The organism is Kitasatospora sp. MMS16-BH015 (assembly GCF_002943525.1).
Classification (GTDB): domain Bacteria; phylum Actinomycetota; class Actinomycetes; order Streptomycetales; family Streptomycetaceae; genus Kitasatospora.
On the sequence record NZ_CP025394.1, the window covers coordinates 3,084,983 to 3,101,938 of the forward strand.

At 74.4% G+C, this 16,956-nt stretch carries 11 protein-coding genes; 9 read left to right on the forward strand and 2 right to left on the reverse strand.

Features of this window, described 5'->3' with window-relative positions:
• The first annotated feature begins 80 nt into the window (after positions 1–80).
• The 5 genes from CFP65_RS13265 (at position 81) to CFP65_RS13285 (ending at position 6,540) form a co-directional block, all read left to right on the forward strand.
• Positions 81–1,328: a PTS transporter subunit EIIC gene (locus CFP65_RS13265; RefSeq protein ID WP_104816285.1), complete on the forward strand. Its 1,248-nt coding sequence runs from the start codon at positions 81–83 to the stop codon at positions 1,326–1,328.
• Positions 1,329–1,551: 223 nt separating this feature from the next.
• Positions 1,552–2,817 carry a PTS transporter subunit EIIC gene (locus CFP65_RS13270; RefSeq protein ID WP_104816286.1) on the forward strand — a complete coding sequence of 422 codons (1,266 nt, stop codon included), beginning with the start codon at positions 1,552–1,554 and terminating at the stop codon, positions 2,815–2,817.
• A 166-nt stretch (positions 2,818–2,983) separates the two neighbouring features.
• On the forward strand, positions 2,984–3,595 hold the full coding sequence (locus CFP65_RS13275; RefSeq protein WP_104816287.1) for a hypothetical protein: 612 nt from the start codon (positions 2,984–2,986) through the stop codon (positions 3,593–3,595).
• A gap of 150 nt (positions 3,596–3,745) precedes the next feature.
• Positions 3,746–5,899 (forward strand): RICIN domain-containing protein, encoded by a 2,154-nt coding sequence (locus tag CFP65_RS42085; protein ID WP_305778251.1) that lies wholly within the window; start codon positions 3,746–3,748, stop codon positions 5,897–5,899.
• Between the two features lie 65 nt (positions 5,900–5,964).
• A complete protein-coding gene (locus CFP65_RS13285) occupies positions 5,965–6,540 on the forward strand; it encodes a hypothetical protein (protein WP_104816288.1) in 576 nt (191 codons plus the stop codon).
• A 7-nt stretch (positions 6,541–6,547) separates the two neighbouring features.
• On the opposite strand, the gene CFP65_RS13290 is transcribed toward CFP65_RS13285, so the two are convergent.
• The gene (locus tag CFP65_RS13290; RefSeq protein WP_104816289.1) at positions 6,548–7,294 is read right to left on the reverse strand and encodes an MBL fold metallo-hydrolase; all 747 of its coding nucleotides are present in this window, start codon (positions 7,292–7,294) and stop codon (positions 6,548–6,550) included.
• Positions 7,295–7,450: 156 nt separating this feature from the next.
• Positions 7,451–7,645, reverse strand: a complete 195-nt coding sequence (locus tag CFP65_RS13295; RefSeq protein WP_104816290.1) for a MerR family transcriptional regulator — start codon at positions 7,643–7,645, stop codon at positions 7,451–7,453.
• 199 nt (positions 7,646–7,844) lie between these two features.
• Here CFP65_RS13295 and CFP65_RS13300 point away from each other — a divergent pair, with 199 nt between their 5' ends.
• From CFP65_RS13300 to CFP65_RS13315, 4 genes are all read left to right on the forward strand, one after another.
• On the forward strand, positions 7,845–8,243 hold the full coding sequence (locus tag CFP65_RS13300; RefSeq protein ID WP_371682410.1) for a type II toxin-antitoxin system PemK/MazF family toxin: 399 nt from the start codon (positions 7,845–7,847) through the stop codon (positions 8,241–8,243).
• Between the two features lie 178 nt (positions 8,244–8,421).
• Positions 8,422–10,851: a non-ribosomal peptide synthetase gene (locus CFP65_RS13305; RefSeq protein WP_158702159.1), complete on the forward strand. Its 2,430-nt coding sequence runs from the start codon at positions 8,422–8,424 to the stop codon at positions 10,849–10,851.
• A gap of 69 nt (positions 10,852–10,920) precedes the next feature.
• Positions 10,921–15,495: a non-ribosomal peptide synthetase gene (locus CFP65_RS42090; RefSeq protein WP_104816293.1), complete on the forward strand. Its 4,575-nt coding sequence runs from the start codon at positions 10,921–10,923 to the stop codon at positions 15,493–15,495.
• A 47-nt stretch (positions 15,496–15,542) separates the two neighbouring features.
• Positions 15,543–16,943, forward strand: a complete 1,401-nt coding sequence (locus CFP65_RS13315; protein ID WP_217368160.1) for an FAD-binding oxidoreductase — start codon at positions 15,543–15,545, stop codon at positions 16,941–16,943.
• The last annotated feature ends 13 nt before the right edge of the window (positions 16,944–16,956 follow it).

Genomic DNA, 16,956 nt, shown 5'->3' on the forward strand with positions numbered 1-16,956 from the left:
GTTTTGCACCCCTAGTGGTGTAGACCAATCGGCCTTCCGCCGAGAGGTGCGCAACGCCGCCCACCGCCGAAGGACACGCCATGAGTACGACGACCGCCCCTGCGGCCGCCCCCACCAAGAAGCCAGGCTCCGGCCTGCTCCAGGGCCTCCAGAAGATCGGCCGCAGCCTCCAGCTCCCGGTCGCCGTCCTCCCCGCGGCGGGCATCCTGCTGCGCCTGGGCCAGGACGACGTCTTCGGCAAGGACGGCCTGCATTGGGGCAAGGTCGCCACCGTCTTCGCCACCGCCGGCAACGCCGTCTTCGCCAACCTCGCGCTGCTGTTCTGCGTCGGCGTGGCGATCGGCTACGCCAAGAAGGCCGACGGCTCCACCGCACTGGCCGCCCTGGTCGGCTACCTCGTCTTCAAGAACGTGCTGACCGCCTTCCCGATGGCCGGCTCGGTCACCGAGGCGCTGCCGGCCGGCAAGCCGCAGGACCCGGGGGTCTTCGGCGGCATCGTCATCGGTCTGCTCTCCGCGGTGATCTGGCAGAAGTACCACCGCAAGAAGCTGGTCGACTGGCTCGGCTTCTTCAACGGCCGCCGGCTCGTCCCGATCATCATGGCCTTCGTCGGCACCCTGGCGGGCGTCGTGTTCGGCCTGGCCTGGGGTCCGATCGGCACCGGCCTGACCCACGCGAGCGACTGGCTGACCGGGCTCGGCTCGGCCGGCGCGGGCATCTACGGCGTGGCCAACCGCATGCTCATCCCGGTCGGCATGCACCAGTTCCTGAACACCTTCTTCCAGCAGCAGGTCGGCAGCTTCACCGACGCCGCCGGGCACGTCTGGACCGGCGACATCCCGCGCTTCTTCCACGGTGACCCGACGGCCGGCCAGTTCATGTCCGGGTTCTTCCCGATCATGATGTTCGGCCTCCCGGCCGCCGCCCTGGCCATCGCCCACTGCGCCCGCCCCGAGCGCCGCAAGGCCGTGCTCGGCATGATGATCTCGCTCGCCCTGACCAGCTTCGTCACCGGCGTGACCGAGCCGATCGAGTTCTCCTTCATGTTCATCGCCCCGGCGCTCTACGCGATCCACGCGGTGCTCACCGGCCTGTCGATGGCCGTCACCTGGGCGCTGGGCGTGCACGACGGCTTCGCCTTCTCGGCCGGCCTGATCGACTACCTGCTCAACTTCAACCTGGCCACCAAGCCCTGGATGATCATCCCGATCGGCCTGGTCTTCGCGGCCCTCTACTACGGGCTCTTCCGCTTCGCGATCCTCAAGTGGAACATCCCGACGCCGGGCCGCGAGCCCGAGGAGGAGATCGAGGACGTGACCAAGGCCTGACCTCCCGGCGGTTTTGTTGAGCCACTCGCCAAAAGACCGCTAATCCTCAAGAAGGTTTCGATTTCATAGCACTTGCCGCCCGCACGGCTCACGAGGGTTTCCCCCCTCCTCGGCACATGCTAGAAAACTGGTCTACACCACTAGTGGTGTAGACCAGTTTGCGGTTCGGATCCCCGATGCACCTCCCCCGACCGGGCCGCCCCTGCCGTTAGGAACCACCCCCATGAGTACGACCGCGCAGGCAACGCCGCCCGCCACGGCTCCCAGCCCGCTCAAGCAGGCCGGGCAGAACCTCATCCAGGGCCTTCAGAAGATGGGCCGCAGCCTCCAGCTCCCCATCGCCGTGCTCCCGGCGGCGGGCATCCTGCTGCGCCTGGGCCAGGACGACGTGTTCGGCAAGGACGGCCTCGGCTGGCTCAAGGTCGCGGCCGTGTTCGCCACCGCCGGCCAGGCCGTCTTCAGCAACCTGCCGCTGCTCTTCGCGGTCGGCATCGCGATCGGCTACGCCAAGAAGGCCGACGGCTCCACCGCGCTGGCCGCCCTGGTCGGCTTCCTCGTCTACAAGAACGTGCTGACCGCCTTCCCGATCACCGAGGCGGTGGTCAAGGACGGCAAGTACACCGCCGCCACCTACCAGGACCCGGGCGTGCTCGGCGGTGTGGTGATCGGTCTGCTGAGCGCCGTGCTCTGGCAGAAGTACCACCGCACCAAGCTGGTCGACTGGCTCGGCTTCTTCAACGGCCGGCGCCTCGTCCCGATCATCATGGCCTTCGTCGGCACCGCCGTCGGCGTCTTCTTCGCCTACACGTGGGGCCCGGTCGGCGACGCCATCGGCAGCATGAACGACTCGCTGATCGGTGCGGGCGCCATCGGCGCCGGGGCCTTCGGCCTGGTCAACCGCGCGCTGCTGCCGGTCGGCATGCACCAGTTCGTCAACTCCTACGCCTGGTTCCAGGCCGGTGACTACACCAAGGCCGACGGCACCGTGGTGCACGGCGACATCACCCGCTTCTTCGCGGGCGACCCGAGCGCCGGGCAGTTCACCTCGGGCTTCTTCCCGATCATGATGTTCGCGCTGCCGGCCGCCGCCCTGGCCATCGCGCACTGCGCCCGCCCGGAGCGCCGCAAGGTGGTCCTGGGCATGATGATGTCGCTCGCGCTGACCTCCTTCGTCACCGGTGTCACCGAGCCGATCGAGTTCGCCTTCGTCTTCATCGCCCCGGCGCTGTACGTCGTCCACGCCGTGCTGACCGCCGTCTCGATGGCCGTCACCTGGGCCCTGGGCGTGCACATCGGCTTCAACTTCTCGGCCGGCGCGATCGACTACGGCCTCTCCTGGCACCTGGCCACCAAGCCCTGGCTGATCGTGCCGATCGGCCTGGTCTTCGCGGTGGTCTACTACGTGGTCTTCCGCTTCGCGATCACCAAGTTCAACCTCCCGACCCCCGGCCGCGAGAGCGACGAGGAGATCGAGGACATCACCAAGTAAGCCTGGTTCCAGGGTTACTGGACGGTACTCCCGAGGGGCGTGCGGAACTCTTCCGCACGCCCCTCGGCGTCACCGGTCCTTGGTACTACGGTGGTTGACTGACGGTGGTCAGCCAGCCACCCCCTCCACTCCGTCTCGTGTACGGCCCCGCCCCCGAGGAGCCCCCGTGCCGCCGACCCGTAGCAGCCTGGCCGCGTTCGCCCTCGCCCTACCGTTCGCCGTCCTGCCCTTCACCGTGCTCTCCCTCGCCCTGCTGTCCCTCGCCGTGCTGCCGGCCGCCCCGGCCGCCGCCGCACCCGCCGTGCACGGCGGCTCCGTGCACCTGCTGGTGGCCAACTCCGGCGGCGGCCAGCCCCGCACCGTCCCGACCTGGGAGCGCGACGGCGACCCGGTCACCGAGCCGCTCCGGGGCACGCTCAGCGCCGACTCCCTCGACGGTCGGCACGCCGGGCCCTGGCGCCTGCTGGTCTGCGCCGACGGCAGCTACCGCACGGCCGAGTCGCTGGCCCCCGGCCACTGGCACCTGACCGTCGAGGCCGCCGCCCCGGCCCTCGGCCGGGGCGAGGCCGATCTGGTGGTCGCCGCCGCCGCGACCGACACCCGCACCCCCACCGCCCGGCCGCCCTACACCCTGGCCCCCGACGCCCCCGCGCTGGCCGAACCAGCCCGGCCGCGCTCGACGGGCCTGCGGGTGCTGGCCGCCGGCGCGGCGCTCGGCGCGGCCGGGCTGCTGCTGCTCCGGCTCGGCCGGGGCCGAGGCCCGGGTCGCGACTCCTGAGCGCGGCCGACGTGACTGCGGCCGACGGCTCGTGACCACGGTCGACGGCTCGTGACCGCGGTCGGCCACAACAACCGTGCGAATTTCTGTTATCCGCGCCCCGCTCCCCTTTCTCCCAGGTGACCGACCCGGACCGAAGGGGAGCGCCGCATGGGCAACAGGGGCATCAGGAAGACCGACCACCGCCGTCGCAAGCGCGGGCAGCGCGGACGAATAGCCCTGGGGGCGGGCATCGCCGGGGCGCTGCTGGCCGGGGTGGTCGGGATCGGCTCGGCGATGGAGGGCTCGGCGCCGCGTACGGTGGCCGAGCCGCCGGTGGCCGCCGACGTGCTGCGGATGATCGGCGACCCGGCCGCCGCGCCGGAGCACTTCGAGGTGCCCGCCCCGATCAAGACCGTGCCCAAGAGCGAGCCCGCTCGCGGCCTGGTCTACAGCGGCCTCACCCCCGCCGACAAGGGCGACAAGTGCGCGGGCGTCTACAAGGTCTCCGCCGCCTCCCTCTGCACCCACGGCCCCGACGTGCCGCCCAAGGGCGTGGACATCCACCGGGCCACCGCCCCGGTGGCCGCCACCGGCCAGGCCCCCACCCTGCCCACCCCCGACGGCACCCCGACCACCTCCGACCTGGTGAACGCCCAACTGCCGGTGCTCGACGCCACCGCCGCCGTCACCGGTGCCCTCGCCGAAACCGCACCGGCCGCCGCCACGCCGAGCGGCGCCCCGGCCGCCGCCGCCGGCACCACCGTGGTCTGCGACGGCGACGGCTCCACCGGCAACCGCGTCCAGGTGCTCTACGTGCACGCGCCCGGCCAGGACCGCTTCGGCCAGTACCGGGGCTCGTTCCAGCAGTGGGCCTCCGACGCCGACACCATCTACGACGCGAGCGCCCAGGAGACCGGCGGCGACCGGCACATCCGCTTCGTCACCCAGCCGGACTGCACCGCCGCCGTGCTGGACGTGGAGCTGCCCTCCAGTGCACTGAGCGAGTTCGGCGCCACCAACGACGCCCTCGCCAAGCAGGGCTTCAACCGCCGCGACCGCAAGTACATGATCTTCGCGGACGCCCAGGTCTACTGCGGCATCGGCACCTTCGCCGGCGACGAGCGGCCCACCCAGGACAACATCAGCAACTTCGGCCCCTCCTACGGCCGCACCGACAACGGCTGCTGGGGCGGCTCCACCGCCGCGCACGAGCTGGGCCACAACCTCGGCGCCGTCAACAACAGCGCGCCCAACTCCAGCAAGGCCGGCCACTGCGTCGACGAGTGGGACATCATGTGCTACTCCGACGCGCCGAACTACCCGCAGATGCAGATCCACTGCCCGGACCGCGCCCACGACGACCGGCTGGACTGCAACCACGACGACTACTACAACACCAACCCCGCGCCCGGCAGTTACCTCACCACCCACTGGAACGTGGCCAACAACCAGTTCCTGATCGCGGGCAACGGCGGCTCCACCAACCCGACGCCCACGCCCACTCCCACCCCGACTCCGACGCCGACCCCCAGCTCGACCGCGAGCCCGACCGGCACGCCCACCCCGACCCCGACCCCGACGCCCACGCCGACCCCCACGCCCACCCCGACCCCGACCCCGACCGGCGGTGCCGGGCCGAAGGTGACCACCAGTCAGCTCACCGCCGACTCCGTGGTGGCCGGCTGGCCGCAGGTCTCCGGCGCGGCCGGCTACGAGGTCCGGCTGAACGGCCGGGCGCTCGGCGTGGTCCGGGCCACCGCCGTCCGGATCGTCCGGCTCCAGCCGGACACCGCGTACACCGTCGCCGTGGCCGTCAGGGACGCCGCCGGGCACACCGGTGCCCCGGGCAAGGCCGCCGCCTTCCGCACCAAGGCCGCCGGCAACGGCCCGACCAAGCCCGGCGCCCGCTACCAGCTGCTCAACGGCCTCACCGGCCAGGCCGCCGACCTCTGGGGCAGCTCGGCCGACAACGGCACCGTGCTGATCGCCTACCAGAGCACCGGCTACGCCAACCAGCAGTGGCTGTTCGAGGACGCCGGCAGCGGCTCCCTCCGCCTGCGCTCGGCCCTCACCCAGAAGTGCCTCCAGGTCGGCGGGGCGCTGCTGCCCGGCCAGTACGTGGCGCAGCAGCCCTGCGGTGACACCGACGCCCAGCGCTGGCAGCTCACCGCCACCGGCGGCAGCTGGACGCTGGCGGCCAAGGGCTCCGACCTCGTGCTCGGCATCAGCAAGCGCTGGTACTACGGCGGTTGGCTGCTCGAACTCCAGCGGCCCGACACCTCCGCCGCCTACCAGCGGTGGGCCGTCCAGCCCGCCTCCTGACCCCACCCCTCACGCACGGCCCGGCCGCCTCGGCCGGGCCGTCGCCCATTGTCCGAGGAGTCCCCGTGCCACGCACCCACCACCGACCGGCCGTGCTCGCCCTGACCGTTCTCGCCCTGCTGGCCTCGGCCGGGCCGGCCGTCGCCCATGGCGACTCCGTCCACCTCGCGGTCAGCAACCCTGCCGGCGGCCAGCCGCACACGGTGGCCACCTGGGAGAACGACGGGGATCCGGTCACCGAGCCGCTGGCGGCCACCCTCACCGCCGTCTCGCCCGACGGCCGGCGGGTCGGCCCCTGGCAGCTGGTCCACCAGCCCGACGGCAGCTACGCCACCGCCGACCTCCTCCCGGCCGGCCGCTGGCACCTCACCGTGGAGGCCGGCTTCCCGGCCCTGGGCCGCACCGAGACGGACCTCACCGTCAGCGCCCAACTCACCGACCCCAGCACGGCTTTCACCCCGACGGCCACGGCCGCCCCGACGCCGACGGCCACGCCGAAGACGCCGACCCCGACCACCGCCGCGACGGCCCCGGGGCCCGCCCGGCAGCAGCGGGGGGCCACCGGCTGGCTGGTGCTCGCCGCCGGGGCGGCGCTGGGCGCCGTCGCCCTGCTGGTGATCCGGCGACGCAGGCGGAGCTGACGATCCGTCAGAACTCGTAGACCGCCCCGGCGCGGGCCACCTCGACGGGGCCCGGGAAGGCGGCGGCGGCGTCACGCAGGTTGGCCCCGGCGTCCGTCCACGGCGGGATGTGGGTCAGCACCAGGCGGCCGACCCCGGCCGCCTGTGCGTGCTCCCCGGCCTGACGGCCGTTCAGGTGCACCGCCTCGATGTTCTCCCGGCCGTGCGTGTAGGCCGCCTCGCAGAGGAACAGGTCGGCGCCCCGGGCGAGTTCGACCAGCTCGGGGCTGACGCCGGTGTCGCCGGAGTACACCAGGCTGCGGCCCGCGTGCTCCACCCGGAAGGCGTACGCCTCCACCGGGTGGTTGACCGGGATGGCGGTGACCCGCAGCGGGCCCAGGTCGAAGGTGCCCTCGGTCAGGGTGTGGAAGTCGAAGACCTCCTTCATCCCCGGGTCCGCCGGCATGTCGTACGCGCGGGCGAGCCGCTCGGGCGTGCCCTGCGGCCCGTACACCGGGAGCGGGTCCGGGCAGCCCTCGAAGCGGTAGTTGCGGGCCACCCAGTACGCGCACAGGTCGATGCAGTGGTCGGCGTGCAGGTGGCTGAGCAGCACGGCGTCGAGCTCGTAGAGCCCGCAGTACTGCTGAAGCGGGCCGAGCGCGCCGTTGCCCATGTCGAGCAGGGCCCGGTAGCCCTCGGCCTCGACCAGGTAGCTGGAGCAGGGCGAGTCGACGGACGGGAAGCTCCCCGAGCACCCCACCACGGTCAGTTTCATGCCGAGCCCCTCCGCCCCACTGGGTCATGGTCCGCGACTGCCCGCGGCTACCGACAGGTAGCGCGGTCTCTGCGAGATGAGAGTAAGGGCGGAAGGGCACTTTGCCTCCGTCTCCGTGCCGTGCTGTGGCTGGAATCACCAGAACGGGGCGGGCCCTCAGCGGTGGCCGGGGCGGTTGCGGGCCCAGGTGCGGATGGTGTCCGGATACCAGCGCGGATGCCCGTTCGAATCGGTCAGGTCGGGGTCCGGCAGCAGGCCGTGCCGCCGGTAGTTCCGCACGGTCTCGGTCTGGACGTTGATGTGGCGGGCGATCTCGGCGTAGGACCAGAGGTCGGTGCTGCGAGCGCTCATCGGGGGCCACCTTCGGGGGAGGGTTCCGAGGCTGGTTCTGCTGTGGCCAGCTTTTCCGGCCCAACGAGGAGCTTTAGGGCGGAACGGACCTTGTGGATGTTCCGTGACGAACCAGCAGCCGCAGACGGACAAATCCCCGAATGTCACGGCGGCCGGTACGGTCTGGCGTACGAATTCGGACAGCGCGAGGAGTGGTGTGGTGCAGGGCTTGCTCTGGGTGGCGGCGGTACTGGTGGCGGTCCTGGCGGCGGCCGCTCTGGCCGTCGCGCTGCGACGGCGGCGGACCCCGCCGGGCGGCCCGGCCGCCGGGGAGATCTGGTGGGCCGAGGTGCCCTTCGAGGACGGCCCGGGGGCCAAGGACCGACCCTGTCTCGTGCTCGGCGTCCGCGGCCGCACCGCCACCGTCGCCAAGATCACCAGCAAGCACCACGCCGAACGCCCCGGCGTTCTCCGCCTCCCGGCCGGCTCCGTCGGCGACCGGGAGGGCCGCACCAGCTGGCTGGAGACGGAGGAGCTCCGCCGGGTGCCGCTCGGGCACTTCCGCCGCAGGGTCGGCCCGGTGGACGCCGCCACCTGGGCCCGGGTCGGCCGGCGCTGACCACCGGCACCCGGGCCGCCGCCAACTGCCGGTGAGCTGCCTGAGCACCTGCCGCCGAGGCGGATGACCAGCTCATAGCGTGGCAGCGTTGCAGGGTGGCCGACGAGGAAGGGATCGTCGCGCGCCAGTCGGATCCGGCTCCCGGAGCCCGCCCCTGCTCCATCGACACGGATGAGCGGTGAGGGAACCTATGGGCAGCTCGGACGGACTCGGCGACCTGATCGGGGACGAGGGCGCGGTGCCCTCCCGGCTCCCGTTCGGTGGCCGCTGCCCGGAGCCGGGCCCCTGCCCGGCCGAGCGCCGCTCCCTCGCCCTCCCCAGCCCCACGGCCGACGGCACCCCCGACGAACTCCCGGTCGCCGCCCTGCTGTTGCTCGCCCAGCGGTACGCCGACGCCCCGGCCTTCCGGCTCGGGGTGCGCCACGCCGCCGCCTCCGGCGCGCACCCGGCCACCCTGCCGGCCTCCGCCACCCCGGGCGAGCGCACCGCCGCCGCGCACCTGGCCACCGTCCGCGCGGCCCTGGAGCTCCCGGCCGAGGCGGCGGAGGAGGCCCCGCAGCTGCTCTGCGTGCTCGGCGGCCCCGCCGACGGCGGCCTGCACGGCGCCGACCTGGTGGTCTCCTGGGAGGACGCGGCGGGGGAGCTACTCCTCCACCTCGATCTGCACCGGCACGTCCACGGCGCCGCGTTCGCCGACCGGATGCTCGGCCATCTCGCCCGGCTCATCGGTGAATTGACCAGCCGCCCACAGGAGCCGGTGCGCTCGCTGCGGATGCTCACCGCGCCGGAGTGGGACGCCCAGCTGGCGGCCAACGCCACCGGGCGCCCCTACCCGCGGCAGGCGACGATCCACCGGCTGTTCGCCGAGCAGGCCGCCGCCGGCCCGGAGCGGACCGCCGTCCGCTGGGACGACGGAGAGCTGACCTATCGTCAACTTGACGAGCAGTCACGGGAGTTCGCCGAGGCACTGCAGCAGCTGGGGGTGCGCCGGCACAGCCGGGTCGCCCTGCTGCTCGACCGGACGCCCCGGCTGGTGGTCGCCCTGCTGGCGGTGCTCCGGCTCGGCGCCGCGTACCTGCCCCTGGACGCCGGTCTGCCGGCCGCCCGCCGGGACTTCCTGCTCGCGGACAGCGGCGCGCAGCTGCTCGTCACCGACGACGCCACCGTCCGGGCCGCCGTCCCGGTGCTCGACCTCACCGCCCCCGGCCCGCTCGCCCGGAGCCCGCTGGGGCCCGAGGCGGGCTCGCCGCAGGACACCGCGTACGTGATGTACACCTCCGGCACCACCGGGCAGCCCAAGGGCGTGCCGATCGACCACCGCGCCGTCCTCCGGCTGGTGCGCGGCACCGACTTCGCCGCACTCGGCCCGGACACCCGGATCCTGCAGACCGGGGCGCTGGCCTTCGACGCCACCACCTTCGAGTTCTGGGGCGCGCTGCTGAACGGCGGGGCGGTGGTGCTCACCCCCACCGCCTCCGTGCTCGACGCCGCCCGGCTGCGCGCCGTGATCTCCCGGCACGGGGTCAACGCGATGTTCCTGACCGCCGCGCTCTTCAACCAGCTGGTCGAGCAGGACCCGACGGTGTTCGCCGGCTGCCGGACCCTGGTCGGCGGCGAGCCGATGTCCGGCCGGCACGCCGCGCAGGCCATGCGGGCCTGCCCGGACGCCGTGTTCGTCAACGCCTACGGCCCCACCGAGAACACCACCTTCTCCGTCACGCACCGCCTGACGGCCCTCCCCGAGGGGCGGGTGCCGATCGGCACGCCCATCGCCAACTCCACCGCCTGGGTGCTCGACCGCGAGGGCAACCCCCAGCCGGTCGGCGTCCCCGGCGAGCTGTACGTGGGCGGCGACGGGCTCGCGGCCGGCTACCTGAACCGGCCGGAGCTGACCGCCGCGGCCTTCCTGCCCGGCACGCCCGCCGTGTCCGAGCGCCTCTACCGCACCGGCGACCTGGCCCGCTGGACGGAGGACGGGCTGCTGGACTGCCTGGGGCGCCGGGACAACCAGGTGAAGATCCGCGGCTACCGGATCGAGCTGGACGAGATCGAGCACCAGCTGGCGCGGCTCCCCGGGGTCGGCGAGGCCGTGGCCGTGGTCTCGCACCGGGGGGACACGGCGGTGCTGCGCGCCTTCTGGACCTCGACGACCACCCTCGACCCGGCCGCGGTCCGGGCCGGACTGGCCCGGCAGCTGCCGCCGTACATGGTGCCGCAGGTGCTCGAACAGATCGCCGCGCTGCCCCACGGACGCACCCTCAAGGTCGACCGCTCGGCCCTGGCCCGGCTCCCGCTGCCCACCGGGGACGGGCCGACCACCGGGGACGGGCCCGCCCCCGAGGAGGAGGACCCGCTCCGGCGCCGGGTCGCGGAGGTGTTCGCGGAGGTGCTGAAGGTGGACCGGGTGGGCCCCGGGGACGACTTCTTCGCCCTGGGCGGCAACTCGCTGCTCGCGATGCGCCTGTGGAACCGGCTGCGGGCCGTCACCGGCGCGGCCCTCGACCTCCGGCAGGTCCTCGCGGCACCGACCGTGGCCGCCGTGGCCGAGGCCGTCCGGCAGGCGCCGGCCGGTGCCCCGGCCCGGCCGAGCCTGGCCCGCCGTTCCTGACCCTGCCCGGCAGGGCCCGCCCGCGATCTGGGAAGGTCGCCCGCCATCTCGGAAAGTAAGGAGTCAACCGTGTACCCGTTGTCGTTCGCACAGCAGGGGATGTGGTTCCTCAACCAGCTCGAAGGCCCCGACGCGACCTACAACGTGCCGGTCACGGCCAGGCTCCGCGGCCCGCTGGACACCGCCGCCCTGCAGGCCGCGCTGCTGGACGTGGTGACGCGGCACGAGGCCCTGCGCACGGTCTTCGGCGAGGCCGACGGCACCCCCCACCAGCGGGTGCTGTCCCCCGCCGAGGCCGGCCCGGCCCTGGAGCTGCTGGAGGTGGCGCCGGCCGAGCTCGACCGGGTGCTGGACGAGACCGCCCGCCGACCCTTCGACCTCGCCCGCGACCTGCCCGTGCGCGCCCGGCTGCTCCGCACCTCCCCGCAGGAGCACGTGCTCGCCCTGGTCCTGCACCACGTGGCCTGCGACGGCTGGTCGATGCCGCCGCTGCTGCGGGACCTCTCCACCGCCTACGCCGCCCGCACCGCCGGGCAGGAGCCGGGCTGGGCGCCGCTGCCGGTCCGGTACAGCGACTACACCCTCTGGCAGCGCGAGCTGCTGGGCAGCCGGGAGGACCCTGCCAGCCTGATCAGTGGTCAGCTGGCCTTCTGGCAGGGCGCGCTGGCCGGCCTGCCCGAGGAGCTGCCGCTGCCCTGCGACCGGGCCGTGCCGCCCGCCGCCGCGACCTCCGCCGGGGCGACGCTCACCCTGGCCGCCGACGCCGGGCTGCACGCCCGGCTGCTCACCCTGGCCCAGGACAACGGCTGCACCCTGTTCATGGTGCTGCAGGCGGCGCTGGCCACCCTGCTGACCCGCCACGGCGCGGGCGAGGACGTGCCGCTGGGGATCCCGACCGCGGGCCGGACCGACGAGGCGCTGGACGAGCTGGTCGGCTTCTTCGTCAACACCGTGGTGCTGCGGGCCGACACCGGCGGCAACCCGACCTTCCGTCAGCTGCTGCTGCGGCTGCGGGACGCCGCCACCGACGCCTACGCGCACCAGGACGTGCCCTTCGACCAGGTGGTGGAGGCCCTCAACCCGCCGCGCGGGGCTGCGCGCCACCCGCTGTTCCAGGTGATGACCGCCCTGGCCGAGCAGCGCCCGGCCGACGGCCTGAAGCTGACCGGGCTCACCACCACGATGCTCCGCCGCCCGGTGGACACCGCCAAGTTCTCGCTCTCGGTGGACTTCGAGGACCGCCGTGACCAGGGCGGCCGGCCCGCCGGGCTGGGCATCGGCTGGGAGTACGCGACCGACCTGTTCGAGGAGCGCACCGTCGAGGCCCTCGGCGACCGCCTGCTGCGGCTGCTGGCCGGCGCCGCCGACGACCCGGACCGGCCCGTCCACGAGCTCCCGCTGCTCTCGGCGGCCGAGCGCCGGCAGCAGCTGGTGACCTGGAACGGCCCGGCCCGCGCGGAGTCCTTCGTCGACCTGCCGCAGCTGGTGCGCCGCTGGGCCGCCGAGCGGCCGGAGGCCGTCGCGGTCTCGGACGGCGCCGTCCGGTACACCTACCGGGAGCTCGCCGAGCGGGTCGAGCAGCTGGCCGGCGCGCTGGCGGCGGCCGGCACCGGCCCGGACGACCTGACCGCCATCCTCTCCGACCGGAACGCCTGGTTCGTCACCGCCGCGCTGGGCGCCCTCGCCGCCGGGAGCGGCTACCTGGCCCTGGACGCCACCGTGCCCGAGGCCCGCGTCCGGCAGATGCTGGCGGACAGCGGCGCCGGGCTGCTGCTCACCGCGCCCGACCTCGCCGAGCCCACCCGCGCGGTGGCCGGGCGCCTGCCCGCCGGCGTGCGGCACGTGCGGCCCGGCCGCGACACCGCTCCGGGCCGCCCGGCCGGCGGGGTCGGCCCGGAGCACCTGGCCTACGCGGTCTTCACCTCCGGCTCGACCGGCCGCCCCAAGTGCGTCCTGGTCCCGCACCGCGGCCTCTCCAACCACCTGCTGGCGGTGGCCGAGCTCTACGGCCTCACCGAGCGGGACACCATGGCCTTCAACGCGCCGCTCACCTTCGACGTGGCCGTCTGGCAGGCACTGACCACCACCCTGGTCGGCGGCCGGGTGCACGTGATCGACGAGGACACCACCCGCGACCCGCGCTCGCTGGTGCACTGCGTCGCCACCGAGCGGATCACCGTCCTCCAGATCGTGCCCCAGGTGCTGCGGGCCATCCTGGACATGTGGGACCTGGACCCGTCCACCGTGCCCGGCCTCGCCGGCCTGCGCTGGATGCTCGTGCACGGCGAGGACCTCCCGCCCGACCTGGTCGACCGCTGGTTCGCCCGGCACCCCGACATCCCGCTGGCCAACGTCTACGGCCCCGCCGAGTGCTCGGACGACGTCTCGATCTCGGTCATCACGGCCCAGGACGACTTCCGGCGCCGCCGGGCGCCGATCGGCCAACTGCTGCGCAATATGCAGGCGTACGTGCTCGACGACCACCTCCAGCTGCTCCCCGCGGGCATCCCGGGCGAGCTGTACGTCGGCGGCGCCGGCCTGGCCCGCGGCTACGCGGGCCGCCCCGAGGTGACGGCGCAGCGCTTCGTCGCCAACCCCTTCGGCGAGCCCGGCGATCGGATGTACCGCACCGGTGACCTGGTCCGCTGGAACACCGTCGGCGAGCTGGAGTTCCTGGCCCGCGTCGACCACCAGGTCAAGATCCGCGGCTTCCGGGTCGAGCCCGGCGAGGTCCAGGCCGTCCTGGAGCAGCACGACCTGGTCCACCAGGCGTTCGTCGCCGCCCGCGAGGACCTCCCCGGCGACAAGCGCCTGGTCGCCTACGTCGTCCCCACGGCCGCCGGCGAGCCGGTGGACGGGGAGGAGCTCCGGCGGCACGCCGCGCTGCTGCTGCCCCCGCACATGGTGCCCGCCGCCGTGGTGCACCTCGACGCCCTGCCGGTGACGGCCAACGGGAAGATCGACCGGAAGGCGCTGCCCGCGCCCTCGGCCGGCCCCGCCACCGCTGGCCGGCCGCCGCGCACGGCCGAGGAGCGCGCCCTGTGCGGGCTCTTCGCCGAGGTGCTCGGCCGGCCCGAGGTCGGGGTGGACGAGGACTTCTTCGCGCTGGGCGGCCACTCCCTGCTCGCCATGCGCCTGGTCAGCCTGATCCGGAGCTCGCAGGGCCTGGAGCTGGGCGTGCGGACGCTGTACGCCGCACCGACGGTGGCCGGCCTGCTGGCCACAGCCGGGCGCGGCAGCGCCGGACCCGCAACCGCCGGGTCGCCAGCTTCCGCCCCTGCATCGACCGCCGCTTCCGCTTCCGGCGCCTCCGACCCTGCTGCCCCAGCCTTCGCCTCGGCTTCCGGCGCCTCCGACCCTGCTGCCGCCACTGCCGGCCCCGCTGCTGCCGCCGCCTTCGCCTCGGCTTCCGGTGGCTCCGACCCTGCTGCCGCTGCTGCCGGGACCGCTTCCGACGCTGCGGCCTTGGCCTTGGCTTCCGCCCCCGCCGGCACGGCCTCCGACGCTGCCGCCTCCGCTGCCGCCGCCTTGGCCGAGGACTTCGCGGTGCTGCTGCCGCTGCGGCCGGGCACCGGTGGGCGGCCGCTGTTCTGCGTGCACCCCGCGACCGGGCTCGCCTGGAGCTACACCGGGCTGGCCGGACTGCTGCCGCCGGAGGTGCCGGTGCACGGCCTGCAGGCTCCCGGGCTCGCGGACCCCGCCGAGCTGCCCGCCGACCTGGAGACCATGCTGGACCACCTGCTGGCCCGGATCCGGGCGGCCCAGCCGACCGGACCGTACCGGCTGCTCGGCTGGTCGCTCGGCGGCAACATCGCGCACGCCCTGGCCGCCCGGCTGGAGGCCGAGGCCGAGCAGGTCGAGCTGCTGGCACTGGTCGACTCCTTCCCCGGCCCGGCCTGGCCCTACCCCGACGGAGTGGCGCCCGAGCTGTGGGACGAGTGGAGCCTGCTGGCCACCCTGCTCCCCGCCGCAGCCGACCCGACCGGCGGGGCAATGCGCACGGTCGCGGCCGACCCGACCGGCAGAGCCGTGCCCACGGGCGCGACCGACCCCACCGGCGGGGCAATGCCCACCGGCGCAGCCGACCCGACCGGCGGAGCCGTGCCCACGGGCGCGACCGACCGCACCGACACGGCCGACCCCGCCGGGACGGCTGGCTCCACCGACACGGCCGACCCCGCCGGGACGGCTGGCTCCACCGACACGGCCGACCCCGCCGGGACGGCTGGCTCCACCGGCGCAGCCGACCCCACCGACAGAGCCGTGCCCGCCGACACGGCCGGCCCCGCCGACACGGCCGACCCCACCGGCGCGGCCGACCTGCGGGTCCGCCTCACCGAGCTGCGCGCCACGGCGGCGGAGCACACCGGCCTGGCGCCCGAGGTGCTCGACCGGCTGGTCGCGGTCGGCGTCAACGCGAGCCGGCTGATCGCCGAGTACCGGCCGGTGCCGGTGCGGGCGCCGGCCCTGCACTTCACCGCCACCCTCGGCCACGGGCCCGGCCGCCCGGGGCCGGAGACCTGGCTGCCGCACCTGGCGGAGCTCGACCGCCACGAGCTCGCCTGCCGCCACGAGGAGGCCATGGGCCCGGAGCCCCGGGCCCTGGTCGCGGCCGTGGTCGGCGCCCTGCTGGCCCGTTCCTGAACCCCTCTCACCTGCCCTACCTGCCCCACGGAAGGCTGCCACTCCCCATGACCGAAATGCTGGCCCCGGTGGACCACAGCGCTCTCGCGCAGCTGCGCGCCGAGTTCCGCGGCGCCCTCGTCCACCCCGGTGATGCCGAGTTCGACCGCGTCCGTGCCGTGTGGAACGGCATGCACGACCGCTCCCCGCACCTCGTCGCCCGCTGCGTCGGCGCGCCGGACGTGGCCGCCGCGCTGCGCTACGCCGCCGCCGCGGGGCGAGCCGTGACGGTGCGCGGCGGCGGCCACAACGTGGCCGGCACCGCCGTCGCCGACGAGGCCGTGATGATCGACCTCTCGCTGATGCGGCAGGTCCGGGTGGACCCCGAGGCGCTGACCGCCGAGGCCGACGGCGGCTGCCTGCTGGGCGACGTGGACGCCGCCACCACCGCGCACGGGCTGGCCTGCCCGGCCGGGGTGGTCTCGCACACCGGCCTGGCCGGGCTGACCCTGGGCGGCGGCTACGGCTGGCTGGCCCGCACCTGGGGCCTCACCTGCGACCACCTGGTCTCGGCCGAGGTGGTGCTGGCGGACGGCAGCATCGTCGAGGCGAGCGAGGAGAGCCACCCCGAGCTGCTCTGGGGCCTGCGCGGCGGCGGCGGCAACCTCGGCGTCGTCACCCGCTTCACCCTGCGCCTGCGGCCGGTCGGCGAGGTGTTCCACCGCACCGGGGTCTTCCCGCTCGACCAGGCGCCGGCGGCGCTGGCCCGCTACCGGGAGTTCGCCGAGGCGCAGGACAACGCCATGCACGCCGTCGGCACCCTGAAGGTGGCCGGGCAGCAGGAGTGGGTCCCGGCCGAGCTGCGCGGCACCCCGGCGCTCTTCCTCACCGCGGCCTGGTTCGGCGAGGCGGCCGAGGGCCCGGCCCGCACCGACGCGCTGTTCGAGCGGGCGGCCGGGGGCCGGACGCAGCTGATGTCCTACGCGCAGCTGCAGGCGCTCGGCGACTTCGGCGAGCCGCACGGCCACCGCTACTTCACCAAGTCCTGCTACCTCACCGAGCTGTCCGAGGGCCCGGTCGAGCAGCTGGTCGAATCCGCCCGGCAGCTGCCCTCCACGCTGTCCGCCATCGACTTCGAGTACCTGCGCGGCGCCATCAGCGACGACCCGGGCGCCGACGCGGCCTTCCCCCGCCGGGACGCCCCGTACATCTGCACCGTCTCGGCGCAGTGGACGGACCCCGCCGAGGACGCCGCCTGCGCGGCCTGGAGCCGCACGGGTGTCGAGCGGCTGACGCCGTGGCAGTTCGGCGGCGCCTACGTCAACTACCTCCAGGACGAGGCGCCCGGCAAGGTCGCCGAGGTCTACGGCAGCGAGCGCTACGAGCGGTTGGCCGCCCTGAAGGACCGCTACGACCCCCAGAACGTGCTGGCTGGCAACCAGAACATCGCACCGGCGACGCGCCGGTAATCCCTGACAGACG